Source organism: Streptomyces sp. TLI_185, from assembly GCF_003814765.1.
In the GTDB taxonomy this organism is placed as follows: Bacteria; Actinomycetota; Actinomycetes; order Streptomycetales; family Streptomycetaceae; genus Streptomyces.
Genome location: NZ_RKRB01000001.1, coordinates 614305 through 637733 on the forward strand (window position 1 = coordinate 614305; position 23429 = coordinate 637733).

Genomic DNA, 23429 nt, shown 5'->3' on the forward strand with positions numbered 1-23429 from the left:
AGAAACCGCATGCGGGGCCGGGGCGGGGCCAAGAGTGGAGTCGACGGCATCACCGCTCGACGGGAGAAACCGAAGACCATGACTCCACTCACCACGCTCGCGCCCCGCGCCGAGGAGGGCGACACCCCGCCCAGCCGGCTCGACGACCATCTCGCGGCCCAACTCCTCGGCCAGCGCATCGTGTTCCTCGGCACCCAGGTCGACGAGGTCTCCGCGAACCGGGTCTGCGCGCAGCTGCTCCTGCTGTCCGCGGAGGACCCCCGCACCGACATCAGCCTGTACATCAACAGCCCGGGCGGCTCCGTGCACGCGGGCCTCGCGATCTACGACACGATGCGGCTGATCCCCAACGACGTCTCGACGCTCGCCATGGGATTCGCGGCCAGCATGGGCCAGTTCCTGCTGTGCGGCGGCACACCCGGCAAGCGGTACGCCCTGCCGAACGCGCGGATCATGATGCACCAGGGTTCGGCGGGCATCGGCGGCACCACCGCCGACATCGAGATCCAGGCGGAGAACCTGGAGCACACCAAGCGGACCATGGAGCGGCTCATCGCCGAGAACACGGGCCAGAGCCCTCAGACCATCGCCCGGGACGGCGACCGTGACCGCTGGTTCACGGCCGAGGAGGCCAGGGAGTACGGCATGGTGGACCGGGTCCTGGAGTCCCTTGCGGATGTCCGCCCGGCCGCCTCGAAGCGACGGATGGGGCTGTGACATGGGCAACTACACGATTCCATATGTCGTCGAGCGCACCGCGCACGGCGAGCGGTCCTCCGACGTGTTCAGCCGGCTGCTGTCCGAGCGCATCATCTTCCTCGGCACCGAGATCGACGACGGCGTGGCCAACGTCGTCATCGCGCAACTGCTCCATCTGGAGTCGTCGGCACCGGAGAACGAGATCGCGATCTACCTCAACTCCCCCGGCGGCTCGTTCACTTCACTCATGGCGATCTACGACACGATGACGTTCGTGCAGGCGCCGATCTCGACGTTCTGCGTCGGCCAGGCGGCCTCCACGGCGGCCGTCCTGCTGGCGGGCGGTGATCCCGGGCGGCGGTTCGTGCTGGAGCACGCGCGCGTGCTGCTCGGTCAGCCCGCCGCCGGTGGCAGCCGGGGCATGATCTCCGACCTCGCGCTCCAGGCCCAGGAAATGGTCCGGATCCGCTCCCAGGTCGAGCATGTGCTGGCCCGGCACACCGGGCACGACATCGCGACGCTGCGTGCGGACATGGACCGCGACAAGGTCTTCACCGCCGACGAGGCGGTGGCGTACGGGCTGGCCGACGAGGTGCTGAGCCGGCGCCTCGCCGCGGTCTGAGGCGCCGGCCCGCAAGCGTCCGTCAGGCGGCCAGGCAGAGTCCGTCGTACGGCGAAGCCGACGTCCGGCGGCTCCTGCCGGGCTGCCGGCTGCTGATCCGGACGAGCTCTCCCTGAGCCCGCGACAGCAGGTCGCCGAGGCCGAGGCCGAGGGCGTGGGCGGCGGCCGCGAGGACCTCGGAGGAGGCCTCCTTGCGGCCGCGCTCCACCTCGGAGAGATACGGCATGGAGATCCGGGCCGCGTCGGCCACGTCCTTCAGGGTGCGCTCCTGGGCGAGGCGTTCGCGCCGCAGGACGTCGCCGACGAGGTCCCGCCACAGGGGCTCCCTGGGCGGCGCAGGCGAGGCGGCGGGCCGCTCGCCCTGCGGGCGGCGCAGCGGAATGACATCGGCTTCGTTCGGCGCTTGGCTGCTCACGGCTTCAGACTAGATTCCCTCGCCTCGATGGGAAGAGATCGGCATTCCGCTCTGGGTGGAATCACAGAAGCGGGGTCTGCGGTGACGGTGTGTACCACGTCCCGGTCTCGGGCATGTCCCCGCGCAGAACGGGTACCCGCAGAAAGAAGGGCACGCCCCAGACAGACGTCGAACCGTGACTTCGTGGGAGAGGAAATGGACACCGCCGTGGAACGGTCGGAGGCACAGGTCATCGAGAAGACCGCCGGGACCTGCACGGGTGATGGACCACTGCCGGGGATCGCGGAGCCGCGCGCCGTCGCTCCGCGTGACGCACGGGAACTTTCCCGTCAGTTCTTCCAGCGCCTTTCGGAGCTCGAGGAGGGCACGCACGAATTCCAGTACGCGCGCAACACGCTCATCGAGATGAACATCTCGCTGGTGCGGTTCGCAGCCGGACGGTTCCGTGGACGCGGCGACGACATGGAGGACATCGTCCAGACCGGGATGATCGGCCTGATCAAGGCGATCGACCGGTTCGAGCTGTCCCGTGAGGTCGAGTTCACGTCGTTCGCGCTGCCGTACATCGTCGGCGAGATCAAGCGTTTCTTCCGTGACACCACCTGGGCGGTGCACGTGCCGCGCAGGCTGCAGGAGCTGCGTGTCGAGCTGGCCAAGGCGCGCGAGGAACTCGCCAGCCGGCTGGACCGGGAGCCGACGGTTCCCGAACTCGCCACCCTGATGAACATCCCCGAGGACGAGGTGATCGAGGCTCAGATTGCGTCCAACGGCTACAACTCCTCGTCCCTGGACGCGGCGCTCACCGGCGAGGGCCCGGAGGGCGGCGAGGCGGTGCTCGCCGACTTCATCGGCGTGGAGGAGAACGGGCTGCGGCTCGTCGAGGACTTCCAGTCGCTGGCCCCGCTGATGGCGGAGCTCGGTGAGCGCGACCGCCAGATCATCCACATGAGGTTCGTCGAGGAGGCCACCCAGGCGGAGATCGGCGAACGTCTCGGCTGCTCGCAGATGCATGTGTCCCGACTGATCAAGCGGATCATCGCGCAACTGCGCGAGGGAATGCTGGGCGAGCTCGGCTGCGCGTGAGGGGCAGCCGGTCGCATCCGTGACCGCCGCGGTGCCGACACGGTCGGCCGCGGCGGTCACGCGCTGGACAGGTCCACCACGGCGGAGACCCGCTTGCCGACCGGCACCCGCTCCACGGTGACCTGCCTCGCCAGCACATGGACTATCTCCAGGCCGTGCCGGCCGACGCGCTCGGGGTCGCGCGGGAAGCGGCGCGGCAGGGCCGCGCTGCTGTCGTAGACGCACACCGTGACCGCGGTGTCGGTGCCCTCGAGCTCCAGGATGTACGGCCCGTTGCTGTGCCGGTCCGCGTTGGTGACCAGTTCGCTCACGACCAGCAGCACCTCGTCCTGGGCGCGGTCGTCGATCTTGGCGCACCACTCGGTGCGGAGCCGGCCCACGAAGTGCGCGGCGAAGGACCGTGCCTCGGCGATGCATCCCGGTTCGCCGGTGTAGTGCGCCGCCCGTCGTAGCGGTTCCACGGGCACGTCGAAACCAGTCGGTATCACTGCCCCGCCCACGTGCTCGATCATGCATGTCTCTCTCGGAAGCCGGCCAGGCCGGACGCTGCTGCATCAGTGCTGCTACCCCGAGCCGCGCCCGGCAGTCCCCGTCCGGGCCGATGTGTCCGCTAACACGCGGAACGCCGGTCATGTGGTGCTCGACTCGGGAGCACTGTACGTGCCGGTGTCACCGGGTGACTCCGGCTCGGTCGTCCCGGTCTCGGTGGAGGGTGATTCGGTGCTCGGCGAGGAGGAGGAAGGGGCGGTCGACGTCGGCGGGCAGGGGGCCGGCGTGCCGGAGGCGCAGGTGGACGACGGCGACGAGGGTGCCGTCGGCGTGGAGACGCTCACCGACGGGGAGGGCTTGACCGGCGGCTTGGTCCGGTGGTCGTGGTGGCCCGTGTCGCCCCGGTGCCGGGAGATCCATTCGCCGTGGTCGGGGTCGTAGATGACGAAGATGTTGATGATCTGCGGTGCGGGAGTGACCACGACGACGTTCGAGGGGCGGTAGGACGGCCAGGTGTCACCGGTCCGCTTCGGGGTGGTCTGCTGGGCGACGGGCGGCGTCAGCGGGTTGCCGCAGGCGCAGCGCACGCGCGGCACACCGTGGCCGTCGACGAGGACGGCCGTGCCCGCCTGCAGGACGGCCTGGTAGCTGGTGGCGGCGCCGTCGCGGTAGCCGTGGTTGGTGACGCGGGTGTCCATGCGCAGCTGTACGGGGGTGAGCGCGCGGAGGTAGGCGGGGACCTGGGAGGGGGCGACGTCGGCGACCGAGGCGAACGCCGTGTTCTTCGGCGGGGCCGCTTGGAGGGCCTTGATCTGTCGCTCCACGTCGCAGCTGGAGATGTTGCGGGTGCCGCCGTACAGTCCGGGCGCCCCGCCGTCCACGGCCCGCACCGCGTTCACCGGCGCCGATCCGGTGGCCGGAGAGGCGGGGACGGCCGGGGCGGAGCTGTGCGTTGCCGTCGACTGCGTGAACGGCTCGGGGCCGGTCTTGCCCGCGGCCTGCAGGAAGACCTCTCCGCCCTTGCCCGAGCCGCCGCCGGACCGGCTGAAGACGACGGCCAGGACTACGGCGGCGACCACCACGGTGGTCAGCACGGCGACGCGGGGTGCGGACTTCCACCAGGGGCGGTGGGGCGGTGGCGAAGGTGTGCCGCCGCCGCCGCTGCCCGGTGGCTGTGAGGGCGGGCCCGAGGGGGGCTGGGAGGGGCCCGAGAGCGGGCCGGAAGGGGGGCCTGTGGGGCGTCCGGAGGACGGCGGTTCGAGGCTCACGAGCTCTTCTTCCCGATGCGGTTTCCTGCGGCCTGCCCCGAGTTGAGCCGCTTTCCTACCTGCCGCAACCATTGTGTGCTCCGGTTCGGTGCCGCCCGCAAGCCGACGCGGACGGCCCTCCCGGCGGGCGGGGCGCGCGGGCGCTGCTTAGCGTGGCGAGGGTGAGCCCGCGAACCCCCTCCGACCTGGCCGTCGCCCGCCACGGCTGGGTGCAGGCCCTGGCCGGGGTGCTGGCCGCGCTGATCGTCATGGGGGTGGTCGCCGGCCTGGGGTTGTGGGCGGCCGGGGCGGCGGATCTCCCGGACGGCGCGTTCCCCCGGGTGGTCGCGGCGACGGTGGTGACGGCCGTCGGCGGCACGATCGAGCTGTCGGGGAACGCCGGCGCGCTGGCCGAGTCGGCGGCCGGAATGACCGTGATCCCGCTGTCGGTGACGCTGGCCGGTGCGCTCGTCCTCGCAGCGGGTTTCCTGCGCCCGTTGCGGCACCGGGCCGTCGCCGGCGCCACGGAGCTGGCCGGGTGGGCGGCCCGGGTCGCCGTCGTGTGGCTGCTGGCGCTGCTCGGCGTGGCCCTCGCCGCCCGCCAGACCTTCGCGGTCGACCTCGGCAAGGGGACCCTCGGCGACATCGGCGACCTGTTCGGCGCGGCGCCGAAGGTCGGCTTCAAGACGGACGTGCCGCTGACGCTGTTGTTCGGTGTGCTGTGGCTGGCGGGTGTGCTGGTGCTGGCTCTGCTGGTCTCGCGCGGGGCCCCGCTGCCGGGGCGGCTGCTGCGCTTCCAGGAGTCGGTGCGGCCGGCCGCGTTCGCCATGGTCGTGCTGCTGCTCGCGTACGTCGTCCTGGGTGTCGTCGTCGCCCTGGTCGTCGCCGTGACCCGCGGCCACTCCGAGGAGACCCTGGCGGTGGTCCTGCTGGGTCTGCCGAACCTGGTCTGGCTGGCGCTCACGCTCGGTCTCGGCGCCACCTGGACGGGGCGGGTGCAGGGGCCGTTCGGGCTGCCCATGCCGCATGTGCTCGACGAGGTGCTGCGTACGAAGGAGGTCTCCACACTCAACCTCCGCACGCTCGCCGAGTACGACGGGAGGGTGTGGTGGCTGGTGGCCGTCGACGCGGTGCTGCTGCTGGGGGCCGCGTTCGTGCTGGCGGCGCGCTCCCCGGCCCGGATGCGGGCCTGGCAGCACGCCCTGCACATGGCCGTCGCTCTCGCGCTGACGGTGCTCATGATCTGCCTGGTGGGCCGGATCGACGCGCACTACGGACTGTCGTTGCTCGGCGTCGGGGACCTGGGCGGGGGTCTGTCCGGGGACCTGTTCCTGAAGCCGAAGGTGTGGACCGCGCTGGGCTTCGCCGTGCTGTGGGGGCTGGTGACCGGTTTCCTCGGCGCGCTGCTGGCGCGGCCGGTGCGGCGGCGAGGGAAGACCGAAAAGGAGTGGGAGGCATGATGCCGTCCGTGGCAGTGTCCGATCAGTCGAGGTGCCGAGGGGAAGGGAACGCCATGGCGTTGGCTCTCGAAGACCGGCTGGCCGTCACCGAGTTGATCGCCCTGCACGGCCATCTGGTCGACGGCGGGGAACTGGACCGCTGTGACGAGGTGTTCACCTCGGACGTCGTCTACGACCTGTCGGACTTCGGGCAGGGCGAGGTCACCGGACTCAGTTCCGTCAAGCAGGCCGCGCTGGCGCTGGGCGCGAAGAACCCGGTGGCGCATCATGTGACCAACGTGGTGATCGAGGAGGTGGCCGACGGCCGGGTCCGTGCCCGCTCCAAGGGGCTGGGGATCATGGCCGACGGCTCGTGCGGGTCCGTGACCTATGAGGACGTCGTGGTGCGGGTCGACGCGGGCTGGCGCATCTGCCGCCGCAAGGTCGTGGCGCGCCGTGCACCACTCGGGGGGCTCGGCCAGGAGGTCGCAGCGGGCTGAGCGAAGTCCCGCCGGGATTCGGCACCGCCCCCAAAGGGGCGCGGGGCTGCATCCATATGCGGTTCCGCCGCGTGGGCGCGACCAGCCACGACGGCGCTGCAGACGATCGACAGCACATCGCGGCACATCCAGCGGAGCGCTCAGCTCCGGCCCCGGAAGACCGGCGCGGCCCAGCGCGGCGGCGGCTCGGGCCGGTCCCGGCCCGGGTGCACGGCCCGCAGGTCCACCTCCGTCGGCGGATGGTCGGTGCCCGGGGCGGCGCCGGTCACGGCACCGCGCAGGGCGGCGACGAACGCGAGGCAGGAGTCGTGGCGCTCGTCCGGGCTCTTGGCCAGGGCCCTGGCGAACACGGTGTCGACGGCCGGGGCGAGGTCGGGGCGGGACTCCGTCAGCGGCGGCGGCTGGTCGTACTGGTGGGCCCACAGCAGGGCCATGTCGTCCTCGCGCCGGAAGGGCGGGCGGCCCGCCAGGCACTCGAACACGACGCAGGCGAACCCGTAGACGTCGCAGCGCCCGTCGACGGGCCGACCGGAGATCTGCTCCGGGGCCACGTAGTCGAGGGTGCCGACGAACTGGCCGACGGTCGTGAAGCCGGTCAGGGACAGCGACTTCTTCGTCAGGCCGAAGTCGGTGAGGTAGGCGTGCTCGGGGTGGTCGCTGTCGGTGCCGCGGGCGACCAGGATGTTGCCCGGTTTCACGTCACGGTGGACCAGTCCGTGCTCGTGGGCGGCATCCAGCGCGGAGGCGACCTGCGCGGCGATGCGCAGTGCGGCCGCGGGCGCGAGCGGGCCCCGCCGGTCGAGGAGATGACGCAGGTCGCTGCCTTCGACGTAGCGCATGGCGATGTACAGGAGGCCGTCCGTCTCTCCGGCCTCGTAGACCGGCACGATGTGCGGGTGGTCGATCGCGGCGGCCGCCCGGGACTCGTGGGTGAAGCGGAGGCGGAACGTGTCGTTGCGGGCGAGTTCGGGGGCGAGCAGCTTGAGGGCGACCGTGCGGTCCAGGCGCAGGTCGCGGGCGCGGTAGACGACGGCCATGCCGCCGCGGCCGATCTCGCGCTCGATGCGGTAGCCGGCGACCTGCCGGCCGATCAGTTCGGAGGGCCGGCCCGAGAACAGGCTCGTGTCACGGGCCATCGGGGGTCACGACCTGGGTGGGGGCATGGCCGGGGTCGGCCGCAGCGGCACGGGGTTCGTCGTCGGTGGCGTACGTGCTCAGGTCCTTCCCGTCGCCGTACACCCAGCGTCCCTCTTCGGTGTCGTACACCCACACGGACTCGCCGTCCACGACGACCCCGATGCGCAGTCCCTGCGTACGGCCGCGGAAGGACTCGCCGTCGAGGCCTCCGCAGGCCAGTTCCTCGACCGCGCTGCGGTAGCGGGCCAGGGTCTGTTCGGTGCGGGCGAGCAGGGGGCGCGGATCGGGGGTGCGGGCCTGGGGGCCGCCAGCGGCGGGCGGGTCCTGCGGTACGGCGACCAGGAAGCGGCCGTCGACCCAGGCGGACCAGCCGTTGGCGCACAGCACGTGGCCCCAGTCGCCGCGCCGCTCGACGAGCTGGACCGGCAGCAGCGGGTCGAGGGGCACAGTGGGGTGGGCCGGGTCGGGGTCTTCCCATGCGGGCATGCCGTGCTGGGGGACGACGTGGGTGGGCCGGAAGCCGGGGGTCGCCATCACGACTTCCGCATCACGGCGGGTTCGTGCCGGCGCAGCAGCCGGGAGACGGCGAAGCAGAAGACCGCCGAGAGCACCACCAGCATGGCGATGTTCAGCAGCCACACCCCGGTCGAGTGCTTGAACAGCGGATCGCCGGTCAGGTCGCCGGGCACGATCCGCGCCAGGCCGACGGTGCCGGCCATCGCGCCGAGCGCCCACCGGGAGGGCACCAGCCAGGACAGCTGCTCCAGACCCGGCACTCCGTGGAGCTTCAGGAGGGCGCCGCAGAAGACGACCTGGACGATGGCGAGCAGCACCAGCAGCGGCATCGTCACCTCCTCCTTGCGCACCAGCGCCGACACCAGCAGCCCGAGTGTCATCGCCGTGAACGCCAGCAGGGCGACGGCGACGGTGATTTCGACAAGGGGCGGCATCAACACGCCTTCGCCGCCGGGCGCGTTGAGGTCGACGCCCGCGAGCGCCACGAGGGTGAGCACCACGGCCTGCAGCACGGTGATCGTGCCCAGTACGACGACCTTCGACATCAGGTACGCCGATCTGGACAGGCCCACGGCCCGCTCGCGCTGGTAGATGGTGCGTTCCTTGACGAGTTCACGCACGGCGTTGGCCGCGCCGGTGAGGACCCCGCCGACGCACAGGATGAGCAGCGCGTTCATCGCGGTCTCCTGTGTGAGCCTGCTGCCGGCCAGGGCGCGGGCCATGGCGCCCATCACGAACGGCAGGGCGATCATGATGGCGAGGAAGGTGCGGTCGGCGCCGAGCGCGGAGGCGTAGCGGCGCACCAGCGTGCCGAGCTGGGCGCCCCGGCTGCGGGGCCGGGCGGGCGGGGTGATCACGACCGGGCCCGAGCGGGGTACGCGGGGCTGTGCGGTGGCTTCGGTGACGTAGTGCCGGTGGAAGGGCGAGAAGCGGTAGTCGCCGGCCCAGTCGCGGTCGTCGTGCTCGAAGGCCTCGAAGGCCTCCGGCCACTGCTCGAAGCCGAAGAAGGCGAGGGCGTCCTCGGGCTGGCCGTAGTAGGCGATCCGGCCGCCGGGCGCGAGCACGAGGAGCCGGTCGCAGACGTCGAGGCTCAGCACGCTGTGGGTGACGACGATGACGGTGCGGCCGTCGTCGGCGAGGCCGCGCAGCATGTGCATCACCGAGCGGTCCATGCCGGGGTCGAGGCCGGAGGTCGGTTCGTCGAGGAAGAGCAGCGACGGCTTGGTCAGCAGTTCCAGGGCCACGCTGACCCGCTTGCGCTGTCCGCCGGACAGGCTGTGCACCGGCTGGTCGGCGCGCTGCTCGAGGCCCAGTTCGCGGATCACCTCGTCCACGCGGGCGCGCCGCTCGGCCTTCGCGGTGTCCTCGGGGAAGCGCAGCTCGGCGGCGTAGGACAGAGCGCTGCGAACAGTGAGCTGGGCGTGCAGGATGTCGTCCTGCGGCACCAGTCCGATGCGCTGGCGCAGCTCGGCGTAGTCGCGGTAGAGGTCGCGGCCGTCGTAGAGGACGGTGCCGTGGTCGGCGGGCCGCTGCCCGGTGAGGGCGTTCAGGAGCGTGGACTTGCCGGCGCCGCTCGGGCCGACGACCGCGAGCAGGCACTTCTCCCCCACCGGGAACGACACGTGATCGAGCAGGGTCTTGCGGCCGTGGTCGACGGCGACGGTGAGGTCCTGCACGTCGAGGGAGACCTCGCCGGTGTCGACGTACTCCTGCAGCTGGTCGCCGACCAGGCAGAACGCGGAGTGTCCGATGCCGACGATGTCGCCGGCGCCGATCGGGGCGGCGTCGACGGGTGAGCCGTTGAGGAAGGTGCCGTTGTGGCTGCCGAGGTCGGCGATCTCATAGCTGCCGTCGGGCAGGGCGCGCAGTTCGGCGTGGTGCCGGGAGACCACGAGGTCGTCGATGACCAGGTCGTTGTCGGCGGCGCGGCCGATGCGGACGGTGCGGGTGGGCAGCGGCCGTACGGTGGTGGGCCGCCGGAAGGTGCCGGTCAGGCCGGGCATCGACACGGCGGAGGGGCGCTCGGGGACCGGCGTCGGAGGACTGACGAGGACGGCGCACGGGCCGTCGGAGGGGTTGCCGAAGCGGATGACACTGCCGGGGCCCACGCCCCGCTCGTGGATGCGGCGGCCGTCGGCGAAGGTGCCGTTGGTGCTGTTCTCGTCCTCGATGGTCCACCGGCCGGCGTCGGGGCGCAGCACCGCGTGGTGCCACGAGACCCGTGCGTCGTCGATGACGATGTCGCTCAACGGGTCGCGCCCGACGTGGTAGTCGCGGCCTGGGGTCATCACCGTGGAGCCCGCCTCGGTCTCCAGAACGAGTTCGGGCGCAGTCGGCGCTGCAGGCCGCTCTGCCATGAAGTGAATTCTACCGATTCGTCCACATACGCGCCCGGTGTGGCGGGCGCCGCCGGCGCTCAGCCGACGGGCAGGACGAGCGCCGGGATGGTCCGCTGCATACGCAGGGCGTCGACGGACTCGGCCAGCAGTTCGTACTCGGTGGTCTCGTCGCGGGTCGCGATCCGCACCAGCCGCCCGCCCGCCAACTCGTCGGCGACCAGCTCCTGTTGGGCCGGGTTGCGACACCACGAGCGCAGTACGGCCGGTACGTCGGGCACGGTGTCGGCGACGGGGACGAGCGAGCTCGGCGGGAAGTGCTCCGCCTCCGGTTGCGGATCGAGCCGGTCGGCGATCCAGTTCGCGCGGTCGCGCAACCACCACAGGGCGAGGGCGAGCGTGGGGGCCCGGTAGGTGCCCAAGGGCACACCGATACGCTCACCTCCGCAGGTCCCGTAAGCCGTGACGTGGCATAAGAACTCGTCGTGCACGTTCGCTCCCCCGCTGCTCGCTCGCCTGTCGGCCGGCCTCGCTTTCGGTGCGGCTCATGTGCTGTGGGTGATCGCGTCTTCGCTCGCCGTGAAGTCCCTTGACTGTTGAGTATGTTCACTACTGAATCACTGTCACCACGACTTTCCGGCCAGTCTCCTGGCATATTCACAGGGGTAGTTGGCCGAAACCCTGCGAGTGCCGCCATTACCCGAGGGGTAATCGACGCTCGCTCATGTTCCGGGCATGGTTGTCGTACCGGGTCGCCGCAACCGCGAATCCGGGTCCTGACCAGCAGCTACGACCTCGATGGAGGCTGATTTCCCATGTCCGCGAACACCGACCGTCACGAGAACGCCGTCGCCCGCTACTTCGAGGCCTGGAACGCGAGCGAGCCGGAGACGCTGGCGAAGGCGGTCGCCGCCGCCTGGGCGACGGACGGCACGTACACCGACCCGCTCGCCGCCGTCGGCGGCCACGAGGAGATAGCGGCCCTGATCACCGCGGCGCACGGGCAGTTCCCGGGTTTCGCCTTCCGGCTGACCGGCGCCGTGGACGGTCACCACGACACGGCGCGTTTCTCCTGGGAGCTGGTGAGCGAGGCCGACGGCTCGGCGCCCGTGGCCGGCTTCGACGTGATCACACTGGACGCGGACGGCCGTATCCGCTCCGTGCTCGGTTTCCTGGACCGGGTGCCCGCCGGGGCGTGAGCCGGGCGATGAGTTTCGGCGCTCGCGGTGGTCTCTTGAGTACATGACCACCGCGAGCGGAGGAACGATCATGACCACGGCCACCGAGCTGGACGAGGAGTTCACCGCCGTCCTGCGCAAGAGCCCGAGTGACAGCGGCTGGACCTTTCTCGTCTGGCCGAAGAGCGTCGAGTTCTTCGGTACCCGCGGGCTCGTCAAGGTCCGCGGAACGATCGACGGGCACCCGTTCCGCAGCTCGTTCATGGCCTTGGGCGACGGCACGCACAAACTGCCGGTGAAGGCCGGCATCCGCAAGGCCATCGGGAAGGGCGAGGGCGACAGGGTGACCGTGCACCTGGAGGAACGGCTCAGCTCCTGACGTCCCGGCACGGCAGCGGGCCGCCCCTCAGAGGTAGCGGCCCGCCTCCGGGACGTCGACGAGCGTCCTACTGCTTGATGATCGCGTCGATGCGGGCCAGCTCGTCGGCGTCGAAGTCCAGGTTGCGGGTGGCCGCGACGCTGTCCTCGATCTGTTGCGCGCTGCTCGCACCGACCAGCGCGGAGGTGACCCGGCCACCGCGCAGCACCCAGGCCAGGGCCAGCTGGGCGAGGGTCTGGCCGCGGCCCTTGGCGATCTCGTCGAGGGCGCGCAGCTGGCCGACCAGTTCCTCGGTGAGCCTGTCCGAGTTCAGGAACGGGCTGTCGCTCGCGGCCCGCGAGTCCTCCGGGATGCCGTCGAGGTAGCGGGCGGACAGCACGCCCTGCTCCAGCGGGGAGAAGACGATGGAGCCGACCTGGAGCTCGTCCAGCGTGTCCAGCAGCCCCGACTCCTCCGGGCCTCGATCCAGCATCGAGTAGCGCGGCTGATGGATGAGGAGGGGCGTACCCAGCTCGCTCAGGATGCGGGCGGCCTCGCGGGTCTGCTCGGGCGAGTAGTTGGAGATGCCTGCGTACAGCGCCTTGCCCTGCTGGACCGCCGAGTGCAGGGCGCCCATCGTCTCCTCCAGGGGAGTCTCCGGGTCGGGGCGGTGCGAGTAGAAGATGTCGACGTAGTCCAGGCCCATCCGCGCAAGGCTCTGGTCGAGCGAGGACAGCAGGTACTTGCGGGAGCCCCACTCGCCGTACGGCCCGGACCACATGTGGTAGCCGGCCTTGGTGGAGATGACCAGCTCGTCGCGGTACGGAGCGAAGTCCGCCTTCAGGAACTCACCGAGCGCGGACTCGGCCGCGCCGGGCGGCGGGCCGTAGTTGTTGGCCAGGTCGAAGTGGGTGACGCCGAGGTCGAAGGCGCGGCGCAGGATGGCCCGCTGGGTCTCGACCGGCCGGTCGGGACCGAAGTTGTGCCACAGGCCGAGCGAGATCGCGGGGAGCTTCAGGCCGCTGCGTCCGGTGCGCCGGTAGGGCAGGTTCGCGTAACGGTCGGGGTGTGCGGTGTACAACGCGACTCCAGAGGGGTTGGCACACGGTTTCCCGGTTCCCGGAACTTGAGGGAATCCGGCACCCCATATCTTTCGCGACCTGCGGGCAGTGGTCCAACAGGAGAATGCGATGGGATTGAGCGGATAGGCTTCTCAATTATGGAACTGCGCCATCTCCAGCACTTTGTCGCGGTCGCCGAGGACCAGCATTTCACCCGGGCGGCGGAACGGCTGATGGTGTCCCAGTCGGGACTGTCGGCCTCGATCCGGGCGCTGGAGCGGGAGTTGCAGACCCCGCTGTTCGTGCGGACGACCCGCCGGGTCACGCTCACGGAGGCGGGGCGGGCACTGCTGGGCGAGGCGGAGCGGATCCTGGCGCAGGTGCGGTCCGCCCACGAGGCGGTCGCGGCCGTGCAGGGCGTGCTGCGCGGCACGCTCGCGCTGGGCACCGAGCAGTGCATCGCGGGGGTGCATGTGGCGGGGCTGCTCGCCGCGTTCCGGCGGCGTCACCCGGACGTGGAGATACGGCTGCGGCAGGCGGGCTCGGGTGTGCTCGCGGAGGAGGTCGCGGCCGGGCGCCTGGACCTGGCGTTCGCCTACCGGACGCAGGCGGACACCGACCAGCTGCGCTCGGTGTCGCTGACCGGTGAGCCGATGACAGTGCTGTGCCATCCCACCCACCGTCTGGCGACGGGCGGCGCGGCGGTGACGCCGGAGGAGCTCGGCGGGGAGGTGTTCGTGGACTTCCACCCGGACTGGGGGCCGCGCCGCACCACCGACACTGCCTTCGCCGCGGCGGGCGTACGGCGCACCGTGGCGTTGGAGGTGAACGACGTGCACAGCCTGCTGGACCTGGTGGACGAGAACCTCGGCATCGCGGTCGCGCCCCGGCACTTCCGGCACAAGCGGGAGGCGCTCACCGCCCTGCCGGTGAAGGGCACCGGCGAGGCGGTCTACGAGACGGTGGCGCTGCTGCCGCCGCCCCAGGCCACCAGCCCCGCGGCCCGGGCGCTGATGGCACTTCTGGAACAGGGGACGCACGAGGGACCGTAATGCGCGATGGTGGATGCATGCATGCCAAGGACATCCTCATCGACGGGTTCAACCGTATCCAGGAAGAAGTCCACGCCGCAGTCGCCGACCTCGGGCCGGACGCCCTCAACGCCCGTCCCACCGCGGACACCAACTCCCTCGCGTGGCTGGTCTGGCACCTCAGCCGGGTCCAGGACGACCACATGGCCGACGCCTTCGGACTTGACCAGGTGTGGCTCGCACAGGACTGGGAGAAGCGCTTCGGGCTGGATCTGCCACGCCGCGACACCGGTTACGGGCACAGCTCCGCCAAGGTCGCAAAGGTGCGGGTCGACTCCGGCGAACTGCTGACCGGCTATTACGACGCCGTGCACGAGCAGTCCCTCGGCGCCCTGCGCGAACTGGCCGCCAAGGATCTCGAGCGCATCGTCGACGAGAACTGGGATCCGCCGGTCACCCTGGGTGTGCGGCTGGTGAGCGTCCTGTCCGACGATCTTCAGCACGTCGGACAGGCCGCCTATGTACGGGGGCTGCTTCAGAGCGCGGCTTCGTAGCCCGGCAGGACGACGTCCTCGATGAGGGCCTTGCGCTCGTCGAACGGGATGAACGCGCTCTTCAGGGCGTTGACCGTGACCGTGCGCAGGTCCTCGACCGTCCAGCCCGCCTGCTCCACCAGCAACGACATCTCGCGGGTCATCGTGGTGCCCGACACCAGGCGGTTGTCGGTGTTGAGGGTGACGCGGAAGCCGAGGTCCTTCAGGGCGGTGATCGGGTGTTCGGCGATCGACGTGGCGCACCCGGTCTGAAGGTTGGAGGTGGGGCACATCTCCAGGGCGATACGGCGGTCACGGACCCAGCCCGCCAGTCGGCCGAGCTTGCCGTCGACGATGTCCTCCGTGAGGCGCACGCCGTGGCCGATGCGCTGGGCACCGCACACCTGCAGGGCCTGGTGGATGCTGGGCAGGCCATGCGCCTCACCGGCATGGATGGTGAACGGGACGCTCTCGCGGCGCAGTTGCTCGAAGGCGTCGAGGTGGTCGGCGGGCGGGAAGCCGTCCTCGGCGCCGGCGATGTCGAAGCCGAGGACGCCCGCGTCACGGAAGGCCACGGCCAGGTCGGCGGCCTCCCGGACCCGGTCGAACATCCGCATGCCGCACAGCAGGGTGCCGACCCGGACGGGGGTGCCCGCAGCCGCCGCCTTGGCCATGCCGGCGGCGAGGCCCTCCTGGACGGTCTCGACGACCTCGGCCATGGCCAGCCCACCGGTGGTGTTCAGCTCGGGGGCGTACCGCACCTCGGCGTAGACGACCCCGTCCGCGGCCAGGTCGAGGACGTACTCCTCGGCGGCGCGCAGCAGGCCCTCCCGGGTCTGCAGCACGGCAAGGGTGTGCTCGAAGGTGGCTATGTAGCGCACCAGGTCACCGGAGTTGGCGGCCTCGACGTACCAGGCGGCGAGCTCGTCCGGGTCGGTGGTGGGCAGGGTGTGCCCGACCGTCTCCGCGAGTTCCACCACGGTGGCCGGGCGCAGGCCGCCGTCGAGGTGGTCGTGCAGGACGGCCTTGGGCAGGCGGCGGATCACTTCGGCGTCTACGCGCGTAGCAGTCATGGCGAGGTCTTTCCTTGAGCGGTGGTTCGGGTCGGCGTGAGGCGGGTGGTCAGTCGGCAGGCTGGAGCAGGTCCCAGCGGTTGCCGTACAGGTCCTGGAAGACGGCGACGGAGCCGTAGGGCTCGTGGCGCGGCTCCTCCAGGAAGGTCACGCCCGCGGCGAGCATGCGGGCGTGGTCGCGGGCGAAGTCGTCGGTGTGCAGGAAGAAGCCGACGCGCCCACCGGTCTGGTCCCCGACCCGGGCCTGCTGCGCCTCGCCCTTGGCCCGGGCCAGCAGAAGGTCGGTGCCCGAGGCCTCGGCGCCGGGCCGGACGACGACCCAGCGCGAACCGTCGGGGCGTGGGGTGTCCTCGACGAGCCGGAATCCGATGGCCTCGGTGTAGAAGCGGATCGCCTCGTCATAGTCGTCGACGACGAGGGTGACCAGGGCGATGCGTCTCATCGGGGCCTTTCGCGAGGTCGGAGAGGGGTGGTTGACGGGTGAGGTTATACGTAAAACCTGGACTACGCCAGTCAGTCTCTGTCACTGCCGTCGTCTACGGTTCAATAGACCGTCTACATGGCTGTAGCCGCTCGGCCGCGGCATCCTGTCGCGCCCGCATCCACCACGCGAAAGGGGCAGCCCACCATGACCGCAGGGCCCTGCGCACACACGCATGCGAGCACCCCGGTGGGCCGCTTCGCGATACCGGCGTTCCTTCTCCGCCCCAGCCCCACGACGGAAGAACGCCGCCATGTGCCCCCGACCCGCGAAGACCACCGCCGACCACCAGCCGCGACCACCGCGGCGACCTCGCACGTACGCCCTGCTCCGGGGCCGTCTCGGCGCGGCGATCGCCCTGGCCTACGCCGCCGCTGCGCTGCTGCCCGCTCCCGGCCTGTGGCTGCGGCGCCCGCACCCGATCGGCCTCCCCGGTCTCGCTGAACTCTCCCTGAGGACACCGAAGTTACTCCTCGCGTTCGTGCTGTTCAGTGCCGGCCTCCAGGTGCCGCTGCGGGAGCTGAGGCTGCTGCTGCGGCGCCCCGCCGCTCTGGTCGCCGGACTCGTGCTGCACGTGGTGGCGCCGCTGCTGATCGTCCCCGGGGGTCGCGTTCGCACTGCGGCACTCCCCCGACCAGGACGGCGGCAGCGGCATGGTCGCCGCGATTTTCCTGATCGTCGCGATGCCGGTGGCGGCCGGGGCGACGGTGCGGACGGCCAAGGGGGACGGCGACCAGCCGACGGCTGTCGGACTGGTCCTCGCCTCCACTCTGGTCAGCCCGCTGACGGTGCCGCTGGCCCTGGCAGTGCTGTGCCCTCTGCTGCGCGGCGACCACGCGGGCCGGCCGGCCGGCGCGGCGCAGACCGCCGGGCATGCCTTCGCGCTCACCTCGGTCGTGCTGCCCTGCGGCGCGGGTCTGCTGCGCCGGCTGCTCCTGCCCCGGCGGGCGTCGGACGGGCTCGTCGACGCCGCAGCCGCCGGGCCTCTCCCGGCCTCGCTGCTGCTGACGTATGTGAATGCCAGTGGCGTGCAGGGCCGTTCCTGCGCCATCCGCGTCCGGTGCTGCCGGCGGCAGCGCCGGCCGTCGCGGCGACGGTGTGCGGGCTGTCCTTCGCGCTGGGCCGGGTCGCCGCCCGCGCCCTGCGGCTGGATGCGAGGGCCGGCGCCTCCGTGACGCCGGCCTGCGGGATGAACAACAGCAGCGCCAGTGCCGTGCTCATCACCACGACGCTGCCGGACCGTCCGCACATCCTGCTGCCGGTGCTGGCGTACGGGCTGCTGCGGAAGGTGGCGGCGGGGCGGGTGGTACGCGCGTTCGGTTCCAGGAGAGAAGGAGGCCTGTGGACTTAGGGCTGCGGCCCGAGGTGCGATCCCGGACGCGCCGGTAGCGTCCCGGGCATGAAGATCACCGAGCCACCCCGCAGCCTCGAGCAGCGCAAGCAGGACGTACTGGCCCGTCTGACACGGGAGTTGGACATCTGGGTCGCCACCGCCGATCAGGGCGGGCTGCCGTGCCTGGTGGCGCTGTGGTTCGCCTGGGACGGGGAGTCGGTCTGGATGTCCACGCGGGTCACCAACCCCACGGGCCGCAATCTGCGCGACGGTGGGCGCACCCGGCTGGCGTTCGGGAACACGCAGGACGTGGTGCTCGTCGACGGGGATGTGGAGGCATTCAGCGGGCAGGACGTGCCGGCCGCGGCGGCCGACGCGTTCGTGGCGAAGACGGGGTGGGATCCGCGCCGGGACAGCGCGTCGTACGCCTTCTTCCGGGTGCGGCCGCGCGGCGTGCAGGCCTGGCGAGGCGTACACGAGCTGCCCGGGCGGCATCTGATGCGGGACGGTGTGTGGGCTGTCTGAGACGACTCGGCACGGCGACTGAGGGGCCCCGGCAAGGGCCCCTCGACCTCAACCGGCCTTGCTGTGCAGGGCGTTGAGCCGCTCCAGCTCGTCGGCGGTGAGGCGGAGCGCTCCGGATGCCACGTTCTCGGCCAGGTGGTCGGGGTTGCCGGTACCGGGGATGGCCAGGACGTGCGGGCCCCGGTGCAGCGTCCAGGCGATGCGGACCTGGCTGGGGCTTGCGTCGTGGGCGCGGGCGACGGCGAGCACTTCCTCGTCGTACGTGGTGCTCGCGCCCTTCGCCCCGCCGGAACCGGCGACGGCGAAGAACGGTACGAAAGCGATGCCCTGTTCGCGGCAGATCCGCACCAGTTCGTCCGTGACCGGAGCGTGGTGTCCCAGTCCGTACCGGTTCTGCACGCTGACCACGGGCGCGATGGCCTGCGCCTCGGCCAGGTGCCGGGGTTCGACGTCGGAGACGCCGAGGTGCCGGATCAGGCCCACCTCGCGCAGTTCGGCCAGCGCGCCGAAGTGCTCTGCGATGGAGTCCTGCCCCATGCGCCGCAGGTAGACCATGTCCAGATGGTCACGGCCGAGTTGCCGCAGGTTCTCTTCGACGTGGCCGCGCAGCTGGTCGGGGCGGGCCGGGGTGCCCCAGTCGCCGTGATAGTCGCGGTATGGGCCGACCTTCGCGGCTATGACCATGTCGTCGGGGTACGGGGCCAGCGCGCTGTTGATGATCTCGTTGGCGGACCGCAGCTGGGAGAAGTAGAACGCGGCCGTGTCGATGTGGTTCACGCCGAGCTCAACCGCCTTGCGCAGCACGGCGATCGACCGCCCGCGGTCGCCCGGTGTTCCGAGGTGGAAGGCAGCGTTGCCCGTCAGCCGCATCGCACCGAAGCCGATGCGGTTGACGGTCAGTGAGCCGAGTTTCCAGGTGCCCGGGGCGTCCGCGGTGATCATGTGGGAGGTCATCGGCGGAGTTTCGCACACGCTGGGCGTGCCGGCGCAGAGACTTTGCGGATACGTGTACGAAGTAGAGGGCGCAGGTCAGCAGGAGAGGTTGTTGCCTGGTGTGACGCCGAGGACGGCGGTGATGCGTTGGCAGGCGCCGACGCGGCCTTACCCTGGGCGGGATTTCCGCCCGGCGCGCGGTGCACGCCGGGCGCCCTTGGACGGGTCGGGTCCCCAGTGCTCAGCTCGCGCCCCCTTCGCCCGGTTCGCCGCCCTCCCCCGCTCCCGTGTAGGCCGCCGTGGTCCGGTCCGCCGCCTCACGTGCCGTTTTCTCGTCCTCGCCGCCGGCGACGTTCGCCGCGTACCAGGCTTCGCTGCTCGACGTCATGAATCGACGACCCTCGTCCGAGCCCATCCAGCCCATGAACTCCTTCGGGTCGACGGCCGCGCCACCGCTCCCGAGATGCAGGGTGAGCCCCCGGACCATCAGGTCCCATCCCACGCCGACCGCACCCGGGCCGAACTCCGCCCACTTCGTGTCGTCGACGTGGGCGATGTGCTCCAGCTGGAAGCGCGTGCCGTCCTCCTCGGGGGCCAGGCGGAGCTCTATCCAGCTGACCTCGCCGCCGTACTCCCAGGTCGCGGAGAAGCCCTTGGGCGGGTCGCAGTGTTCGATCACCCCGCCCGCATTGCCCTCGAGCTGATAGCGGCCTCCCAGCCGCAGCTCTCCGGTCACGGGCAGGAGCCAGCGAGGGATGCGCTCGGGGTTCGTACAGGCGTCCCACACGTCGTCGAGCGGGGCGTCGAAGGTCCGGGTCACGGTCACCACACGTGCCTCGCCCGCCTTGAAGGTGCGCCGGCCGACCTGCCGGCGCACGTCGCTGATGTCATGGGTCACGTCGGTCATGGGTGCTCCTCGCGGTTTCGTCGGCATCCCGCAGCCGGCGCGCGCGTCTGCCGCGCGCCAGCTCGGTGGCCAGGGCGTCCAGATGCGGGGTCCAGAAGCGACGGAAGCGGTCGAGCCAGGCGTCTATGTCCTGCAACGGCTCGGCATTGACCGCGTACAGCCGCCGGGTTCCTTCGGGGCGGACGGTCGCGAACCCGTTCTCCCGCAGCACCTTCAGATGCTGCGACACTCCGGGCTGCGATATCCCGAACTCCTCCCCGATGACCTCGCAGAGCGCCCCCGAGGTCATCTCCCCACCGGCCAGCAGCTCCAGGATCCGTCGGCGCACCGGGTCCCCGAGCACATCGAAGGCGTGCATGCGCCAACTATATCAGCTGCCACTTATATAAGCAGCGCCCGATATTATGGCTCGCAAAACGCCCGGCCGCGTCGCACGGCCGGGCGTTGTTTTCGCCGGATTCAGCGCAGCGGCTTCTGCAGCACCGCCTTGCGGTGGCTGAACGTCTCGATCGAGTAGCGGCCGTGGTAGCTGCCCATGCCACTCTCGCCCACTCCGCCGAACGGCAGGTCCGAGACGGTGAGATGGGCCAGCGGCAGGCCGTGGCCGAGACCGCCGGAGGACGTCTCGGCGGCGATCCGGCCGCGGGTCCCCTCGGACTCGGCAAAGACGTAGAGGGCGAGGGGCTTGTCGCGGTCGTTGATGAAGTCGATCGCCGCGTCCAGGTCCGGCACGGTGACGATCGGCAGGATCGGCCCGAAGATCTCTTCCTGCATGACGGGCGACTTGGGGTCGACGTCGGCCAGGACGGTCGGTGCGATGTACTTCGTCGTCCGGTCGCTGCTGCCGCCGACGACGACGCGGCCCGAGTCGAGCAGGCCGGCGAGCCGGTCGAAGTGCCGTTCGTTGATGATCCGGCCGTATTCGGCGGAGGCCGACGGGTCGGCGCCGTACAGGGACTCGACGGCCCGCTGGAACGCGGACTCCAGGGCGGCGGCGGTGGCCGGGTCGGTCAGGACGTAGTCGGGGGCGACGCAGGTCTGCCCGGCGTTGAGGAACTTGCCGCGGGCCAGCCGGTCCGCGACGACGTCGAGGTCGGTGTCGCGGTCGACGAACGCCGGGGACTTGCCGCCGAGTTCGAGGGTGACCGGGGTGAGGTGCTCGGCGGCGGCGCGCATGACGATGCGGCCGACAGCGCCGTTGCCGGTGTAGAAGATGTGGTCGAAGCGCTCGGCCAGCAGGGCAGTGGTCTCCGGGATGCCGCCCTCGACGACGGCGACCGCGTCGGTGTCGAGGTAGGCGGGCAGCAGGCGGGCGAGCGCGGCGGAGGTGGCGGGGGCCAGTTCGCTGGGCTTGGCGACCACGGCGTTGCCCGCGGCGAGGGCGCCGACCAGCGGGGCGAGCAGGAGCTGGGCGGGGTAGTTCCAGGGGGCGATGACGAGGACGACGCCGAGCGGGTCGTACTGCGTCCAGGCGCTCGCGTCGGCACCGAGGTGGGCCGGGACCGGGGCCGGTTCGGGGCGCAGCCAGTCGGCGAGGTGGTCGAGGGTGTGGTCTATCTCGCGGACCGTGAAGTCGATCTCGGTGCGGTGGGCCTCGGTGGAGCTCTTGCCCAGGTCGGCATGGAGGGCGGCGGCCAGGTCGGGGCCGTTGTCCGTGAGCAGTTCGCGCAGGCGGCGCAGTTGGGCGGTGCGCCACTCGACGGGCTTGGTGCGGCCGGTGCGGAAGGTGGCGCGCAGCCGGGCCACGACGTCGCCGGGCTGCTCGGGGGTGGAGTGGTTCACGATGCCTCGCTGCTGGAACGGTCAGGGTCAGGTGTATATGGCAACCTTTCATACACCAAAATAAATCCCGGCGCGGGAGGACTACTTTCCGAAGCCGACCCATCACGCGGAGGCGAGCCCGTCACATGCGGCCGAGTTCCTGCCGCCGGCGTTCCAGATAGGCACGTTCCGCCTCGCTCTCCGAGTGCGAGATGGCCGCCTCGTACGCCCGTACCGCCTCGGTGTCGCGTCCCAGGCGGCGCAGCAGGTCGGCGCGGACGGCATGGAAGACGTGGTAGCCGTCGAGGTCCAGCGCTTCGATTGCTTCCAGGGCCTGGCGGGGGCCTTCGGTCTCGGCCACGGCGACCGCCCGGTTCAGGGCCACGACGGGGCTCGGCGCGAGGACCAGAAGCTGGTCGTACAGCTGCCGGATCTGGCCCCAGTCGGTGGCGTCGGCCGTGGGTGCGTCGCTGTGGACGGCCTGGATGGCGGCCTGGATCTGGTACGGGCCGGGCTGGTTGCGGCGCAGGCAGCGGCGGACCAGTGACTGCCCCTCGGCGATCAGCTCCCGGTCCCAGCGGCTGCGGTCCTGCTCCGGCAGCGGTACCAGCGCACCGCGCTCGTCCAGTCGTGCGGACCGTCGGGAGTCGACGAGGAGCATCAGCGCGAGCAGGCCGGTCACCTCGGGCTCGTCCGGCATCAGCTCGGACAGGAGGCGGCCGAGGCGGACGGCCTCCGCGCACAGTTCGGGGCTGCCGCCGTAGCCCTCGTTGAAGATCAGATAGACGACCGCCAGGACGCCCTTCAGGCGGTCCGGGAGGTCCGCGTCCCGGGGCACGCGGTAGGGGATGCGGGCGTCGCGGATCTTCGCCTTGGCGCGGACGAGGCGCTGGGCCATCGTCGGCTCGGGCACCAGGAAGGCGCGCGCGATCTGCGGCGTGGTGAGTCCGCCGAGCAGGCGGAGGGTCAGGGCGACCTGCGCCTGGGGGGCGAGCGCCGGGTGGCAGCAGGTGAAGATCAGGCGGAGTCGGTCGTCGCGCACGGGGCCCTCCTCGGCCGGTGCGTCGGGGGTGTGCAACAGGGCCGCCTCGGCGTGGCGGGCCTCGCGGGAGGACTCGCGGCGCAGCCGGTCGATCGCGCGGTTGCGCGCGGTGGTGATGATCCAGCCGGCCGGGCTCGGCGGCACGCCGGTCTCCGGCCAGCGCTGCACGGCCGTCGTGAAGGCGTCCTGCACCGCTTCCTCGGCGAGGTCGATGTCACCGAGGAAGCGGACGAGGACGGCGACGGCGCGGCCGTACTCCGCGCGGAAGACGGCCTCGACGTCGACGGGAGGGGACATCACTCCTCGGCCTGGTGCATGAACGGGCGCACCTCGATGGGCAGGGTGGTCGCCCGGGTCGCCTTCCTGCCCCATTCCAGGGCCGCGTCCAGGTCGGGGGCCTTGATCAGGCAGATGCCTCCCAGGTACTCCTTGCCCTCGGCGTACGGCCCGTCGGTGATCAGGACGTCGCCGTCGCGGGGCCGCAGCACGGTGGCCGTCTCGGGGCCGTGCAGTCCGCCGGCGAAGACCCAGGCGCCGGCCTCGCGCAGTTCCGCGTGGAAGGTGTCGAGGTTGCGGACGATCTGAGCCATGGCCTCGGGCCCGGGCGGCGTTCCGTCGGTCGGCGTGATCACGCTGAGCAGGTAGTACTGCATGACGTCCTCCTTGGCATCGTGTCGTTCTCTCACCTCCTACACGAACGGCACACCCCCGGATCGACACCGCGCACGAC

At 71.3% G+C, this 23429-nt stretch carries 29 protein-coding genes; 12 read left to right on the forward strand and 17 right to left on the reverse strand.

The window, feature by feature from the left end; translation table 11 throughout:
- Window positions 1-78 precede the first annotated feature (78 nt).
- Together EDD92_RS02745 and EDD92_RS02750 are read left to right on the forward strand one after the other, a co-directional pair.
- The gene (locus EDD92_RS02745) at window positions 79-717 is read left to right on the forward strand and encodes a ClpP family protease (RefSeq protein WP_123962812.1); all 639 of its coding nucleotides are present in this window, start codon (window positions 79-81) and stop codon (window positions 715-717) included.
- A 1-nt stretch (window position 718) separates the two neighbouring features.
- Window positions 719-1321: a ClpP family protease gene (locus EDD92_RS02750; RefSeq protein ID WP_123962814.1), complete on the forward strand. Its 603-nt coding sequence runs from the start codon at window positions 719-721 to the stop codon at window positions 1319-1321.
- A gap of 22 nt (window positions 1322-1343) precedes the next feature.
- Here EDD92_RS02750 and EDD92_RS02755 read toward each other — a convergent pair whose 3' ends face one another.
- Window positions 1344-1736, reverse strand: coding sequence for a helix-turn-helix domain-containing protein (locus tag EDD92_RS02755; RefSeq protein WP_123962816.1), 393 nt, complete (start codon window positions 1734-1736; stop codon window positions 1344-1346).
- Between the two features lie 195 nt (window positions 1737-1931).
- Here EDD92_RS02755 and EDD92_RS02760 point away from each other — a divergent pair, with 195 nt between their 5' ends.
- Window positions 1932-2819, forward strand: coding sequence for an RNA polymerase sigma factor SigF (locus EDD92_RS02760; protein WP_123962818.1), 888 nt, complete (start codon window positions 1932-1934; stop codon window positions 2817-2819).
- Window positions 2820-2875: 56 nt separating this feature from the next.
- Here the strand turns inward: EDD92_RS02760 and EDD92_RS02765 are convergent, their stop codons facing one another.
- Together EDD92_RS02765 and EDD92_RS02770 are read right to left on the reverse strand one after the other, a co-directional pair.
- A complete protein-coding gene (locus tag EDD92_RS02765) occupies window positions 2876-3331 on the reverse strand; it encodes an ATP-binding protein (protein WP_123962819.1) in 456 nt (151 codons plus the stop codon).
- 117 nt (window positions 3332-3448) lie between these two features.
- Window positions 3449-4576 carry a DUF6777 domain-containing protein gene (locus tag EDD92_RS02770; protein WP_123962820.1) on the reverse strand — a complete coding sequence of 376 codons (1128 nt, stop codon included), beginning with the start codon at window positions 4574-4576 and terminating at the stop codon, window positions 3449-3451.
- Window positions 4577-4737: 161 nt separating this feature from the next.
- Here EDD92_RS02770 and EDD92_RS02775 point away from each other — a divergent pair, with 161 nt between their 5' ends.
- Both EDD92_RS02775 and EDD92_RS02780 read left to right on the forward strand, forming a co-directional pair.
- Entirely contained in the window at window positions 4738-6015 is a 1278-nt protein-coding gene (locus tag EDD92_RS02775; RefSeq protein WP_123962821.1) for a streptophobe family protein, read from the forward strand.
- A gap of 53 nt (window positions 6016-6068) precedes the next feature.
- On the forward strand, window positions 6069-6494 hold the full coding sequence (locus tag EDD92_RS02780; protein ID WP_123962822.1) for a nuclear transport factor 2 family protein: 426 nt from the start codon (window positions 6069-6071) through the stop codon (window positions 6492-6494).
- 140 nt (window positions 6495-6634) lie between these two features.
- Here EDD92_RS02780 and EDD92_RS02785 read toward each other — a convergent pair whose 3' ends face one another.
- Genes EDD92_RS02785 through EDD92_RS02800 form a run of 4 tightly spaced genes read right to left on the reverse strand, consistent with a single transcriptional unit; the run spans window position 6635 to window position 10974 of the window.
- The gene (locus tag EDD92_RS02785) at window positions 6635-7630 is read right to left on the reverse strand and encodes a serine/threonine-protein kinase (protein WP_123962823.1); all 996 of its coding nucleotides are present in this window, start codon (window positions 7628-7630) and stop codon (window positions 6635-6637) included.
- The gene (locus EDD92_RS02790) at window positions 7620-8165 is read right to left on the reverse strand and encodes a hypothetical protein (protein WP_123962824.1); all 546 of its coding nucleotides are present in this window, start codon (window positions 8163-8165) and stop codon (window positions 7620-7622) included. The genes EDD92_RS02785 and EDD92_RS02790 overlap by 11 nt, the downstream gene beginning before the upstream one ends.
- The gene (locus tag EDD92_RS02795; RefSeq protein WP_123962825.1) at window positions 8165-10504 is read right to left on the reverse strand and encodes an FHA domain-containing protein; all 2340 of its coding nucleotides are present in this window, start codon (window positions 10502-10504) and stop codon (window positions 8165-8167) included. Before EDD92_RS02795 ends, EDD92_RS02790 begins: the two co-directional genes overlap by 1 nt.
- Window positions 10505-10563: 59 nt before the next feature.
- Window positions 10564-10974 carry a hypothetical protein gene (locus EDD92_RS02800; protein ID WP_030927310.1) on the reverse strand — a complete coding sequence of 137 codons (411 nt, stop codon included), beginning with the start codon at window positions 10972-10974 and terminating at the stop codon, window positions 10564-10566.
- A 324-nt stretch (window positions 10975-11298) separates the two neighbouring features.
- On the opposite strand from EDD92_RS02800, the gene EDD92_RS02805 reads away from it, so the two are divergent.
- On the forward strand, window positions 11299-11682 hold the full coding sequence (locus EDD92_RS02805; protein ID WP_123962826.1) for a nuclear transport factor 2 family protein: 384 nt from the start codon (window positions 11299-11301) through the stop codon (window positions 11680-11682).
- A 70-nt stretch (window positions 11683-11752) separates the two neighbouring features.
- Window positions 11753-12040 (forward strand): DUF1905 domain-containing protein, encoded by a 288-nt coding sequence (locus EDD92_RS02810; protein ID WP_123962827.1) that lies wholly within the window; start codon window positions 11753-11755, stop codon window positions 12038-12040.
- A gap of 67 nt (window positions 12041-12107) precedes the next feature.
- Here EDD92_RS02810 and mgrA read toward each other — a convergent pair whose 3' ends face one another.
- Window positions 12108-13100 carry an L-glyceraldehyde 3-phosphate reductase gene (mgrA, locus tag EDD92_RS02815; RefSeq protein ID WP_123962828.1) on the reverse strand — a complete coding sequence of 331 codons (993 nt, stop codon included), beginning with the start codon at window positions 13098-13100 and terminating at the stop codon, window positions 12108-12110.
- 138 nt (window positions 13101-13238) lie between these two features.
- Here mgrA and EDD92_RS02820 point away from each other — a divergent pair, with 138 nt between their 5' ends.
- Window positions 13239-14132 (forward strand): LysR substrate-binding domain-containing protein, encoded by an 894-nt coding sequence (locus EDD92_RS02820; protein ID WP_123962829.1) that lies wholly within the window; start codon window positions 13239-13241, stop codon window positions 14130-14132.
- 17 nt (window positions 14133-14149) lie between these two features.
- Entirely contained in the window at window positions 14150-14665 is a 516-nt protein-coding gene (locus EDD92_RS02825; protein WP_123962830.1) for a mycothiol transferase, read from the forward strand.
- On the opposite strand, the gene EDD92_RS02830 is transcribed toward EDD92_RS02825, so the two are convergent.
- The 3 genes from EDD92_RS02830 to EDD92_RS52040 all read right to left on the reverse strand — a co-directional run bounded on the left by EDD92_RS02830 (window position 14647) and on the right by EDD92_RS52040 (window position 16853).
- Window positions 14647-15717: an adenosine deaminase gene (locus EDD92_RS02830; protein ID WP_123962831.1), complete on the reverse strand. Its 1071-nt coding sequence runs from the start codon at window positions 15715-15717 to the stop codon at window positions 14647-14649. The genes EDD92_RS02825 and EDD92_RS02830 overlap by 19 nt on opposite strands.
- A 49-nt stretch (window positions 15718-15766) precedes the next feature.
- Window positions 15767-16159, reverse strand: a complete 393-nt coding sequence (locus EDD92_RS02835; RefSeq protein WP_123962832.1) for a VOC family protein — start codon at window positions 16157-16159, stop codon at window positions 15767-15769.
- 505 nt (window positions 16160-16664) lie between these two features.
- The gene (locus EDD92_RS52040) at window positions 16665-16853 is read right to left on the reverse strand and encodes a hypothetical protein (RefSeq protein ID WP_311736750.1); all 189 of its coding nucleotides are present in this window, start codon (window positions 16851-16853) and stop codon (window positions 16665-16667) included.
- On the opposite strand from EDD92_RS52040, the gene EDD92_RS52045 reads away from it, so the two are divergent.
- From EDD92_RS52045 to EDD92_RS02845, 3 genes are read left to right on the forward strand one after another with little or no spacing between them, the layout of a single operon-like run.
- A complete protein-coding gene (locus EDD92_RS52045; protein WP_311736751.1) occupies window positions 16852-17373 on the forward strand; it encodes a hypothetical protein in 522 nt (173 codons plus the stop codon). The two genes, EDD92_RS52040 and EDD92_RS52045, sit on opposite strands and share 2 nt — an antisense overlap.
- A 14-nt stretch (window positions 17374-17387) precedes the next feature.
- Window positions 17388-17549, forward strand: a complete 162-nt coding sequence (locus tag EDD92_RS52050; RefSeq protein WP_311736752.1) for a hypothetical protein — start codon at window positions 17388-17390, stop codon at window positions 17547-17549.
- A 48-nt stretch (window positions 17550-17597) separates the two neighbouring features.
- Window positions 17598-18056: a pyridoxamine 5'-phosphate oxidase family protein gene (locus tag EDD92_RS02845; RefSeq protein WP_123962833.1), complete on the forward strand. Its 459-nt coding sequence runs from the start codon at window positions 17598-17600 to the stop codon at window positions 18054-18056.
- Window positions 18057-18104: 48 nt separating this feature from the next.
- On the opposite strand, the gene EDD92_RS02850 is transcribed toward EDD92_RS02845, so the two are convergent.
- The 6 genes from EDD92_RS02850 to EDD92_RS02875 form a co-directional block, all read right to left on the reverse strand.
- Complete coding sequence (locus EDD92_RS02850) at window positions 18105-19010, reverse strand: aldo/keto reductase (RefSeq protein ID WP_185123913.1); 906 nt, start codon at window positions 19008-19010, stop codon at window positions 18105-18107.
- 220 nt (window positions 19011-19230) lie between these two features.
- The gene (locus tag EDD92_RS02855; RefSeq protein WP_123962835.1) at window positions 19231-19896 is read right to left on the reverse strand and encodes an SRPBCC family protein; all 666 of its coding nucleotides are present in this window, start codon (window positions 19894-19896) and stop codon (window positions 19231-19233) included.
- Window positions 19877-20254, reverse strand: a complete 378-nt coding sequence (locus EDD92_RS02860; RefSeq protein WP_123962836.1) for a helix-turn-helix transcriptional regulator — start codon at window positions 20252-20254, stop codon at window positions 19877-19879. The genes EDD92_RS02855 and EDD92_RS02860 overlap by 20 nt, the downstream gene beginning before the upstream one ends.
- Window positions 20255-20355: 101 nt before the next feature.
- Window positions 20356-21678, reverse strand: coding sequence for an aldehyde dehydrogenase family protein (locus EDD92_RS02865; protein ID WP_123962837.1), 1323 nt, complete (start codon window positions 21676-21678; stop codon window positions 20356-20358).
- Window positions 21679-21799: 121 nt separating this feature from the next.
- Entirely contained in the window at window positions 21800-22996 is a 1197-nt protein-coding gene (locus tag EDD92_RS02870) for an RNA polymerase sigma factor (RefSeq protein WP_123962838.1), read from the reverse strand.
- Window positions 22996-23352, reverse strand: a complete 357-nt coding sequence (locus EDD92_RS02875) for a YciI family protein (protein WP_030927279.1) — start codon at window positions 23350-23352, stop codon at window positions 22996-22998. The genes EDD92_RS02870 and EDD92_RS02875 overlap by 1 nt, the downstream gene beginning before the upstream one ends.
- Between the last annotated feature and the right edge of the window lie 77 nt (window positions 23353-23429).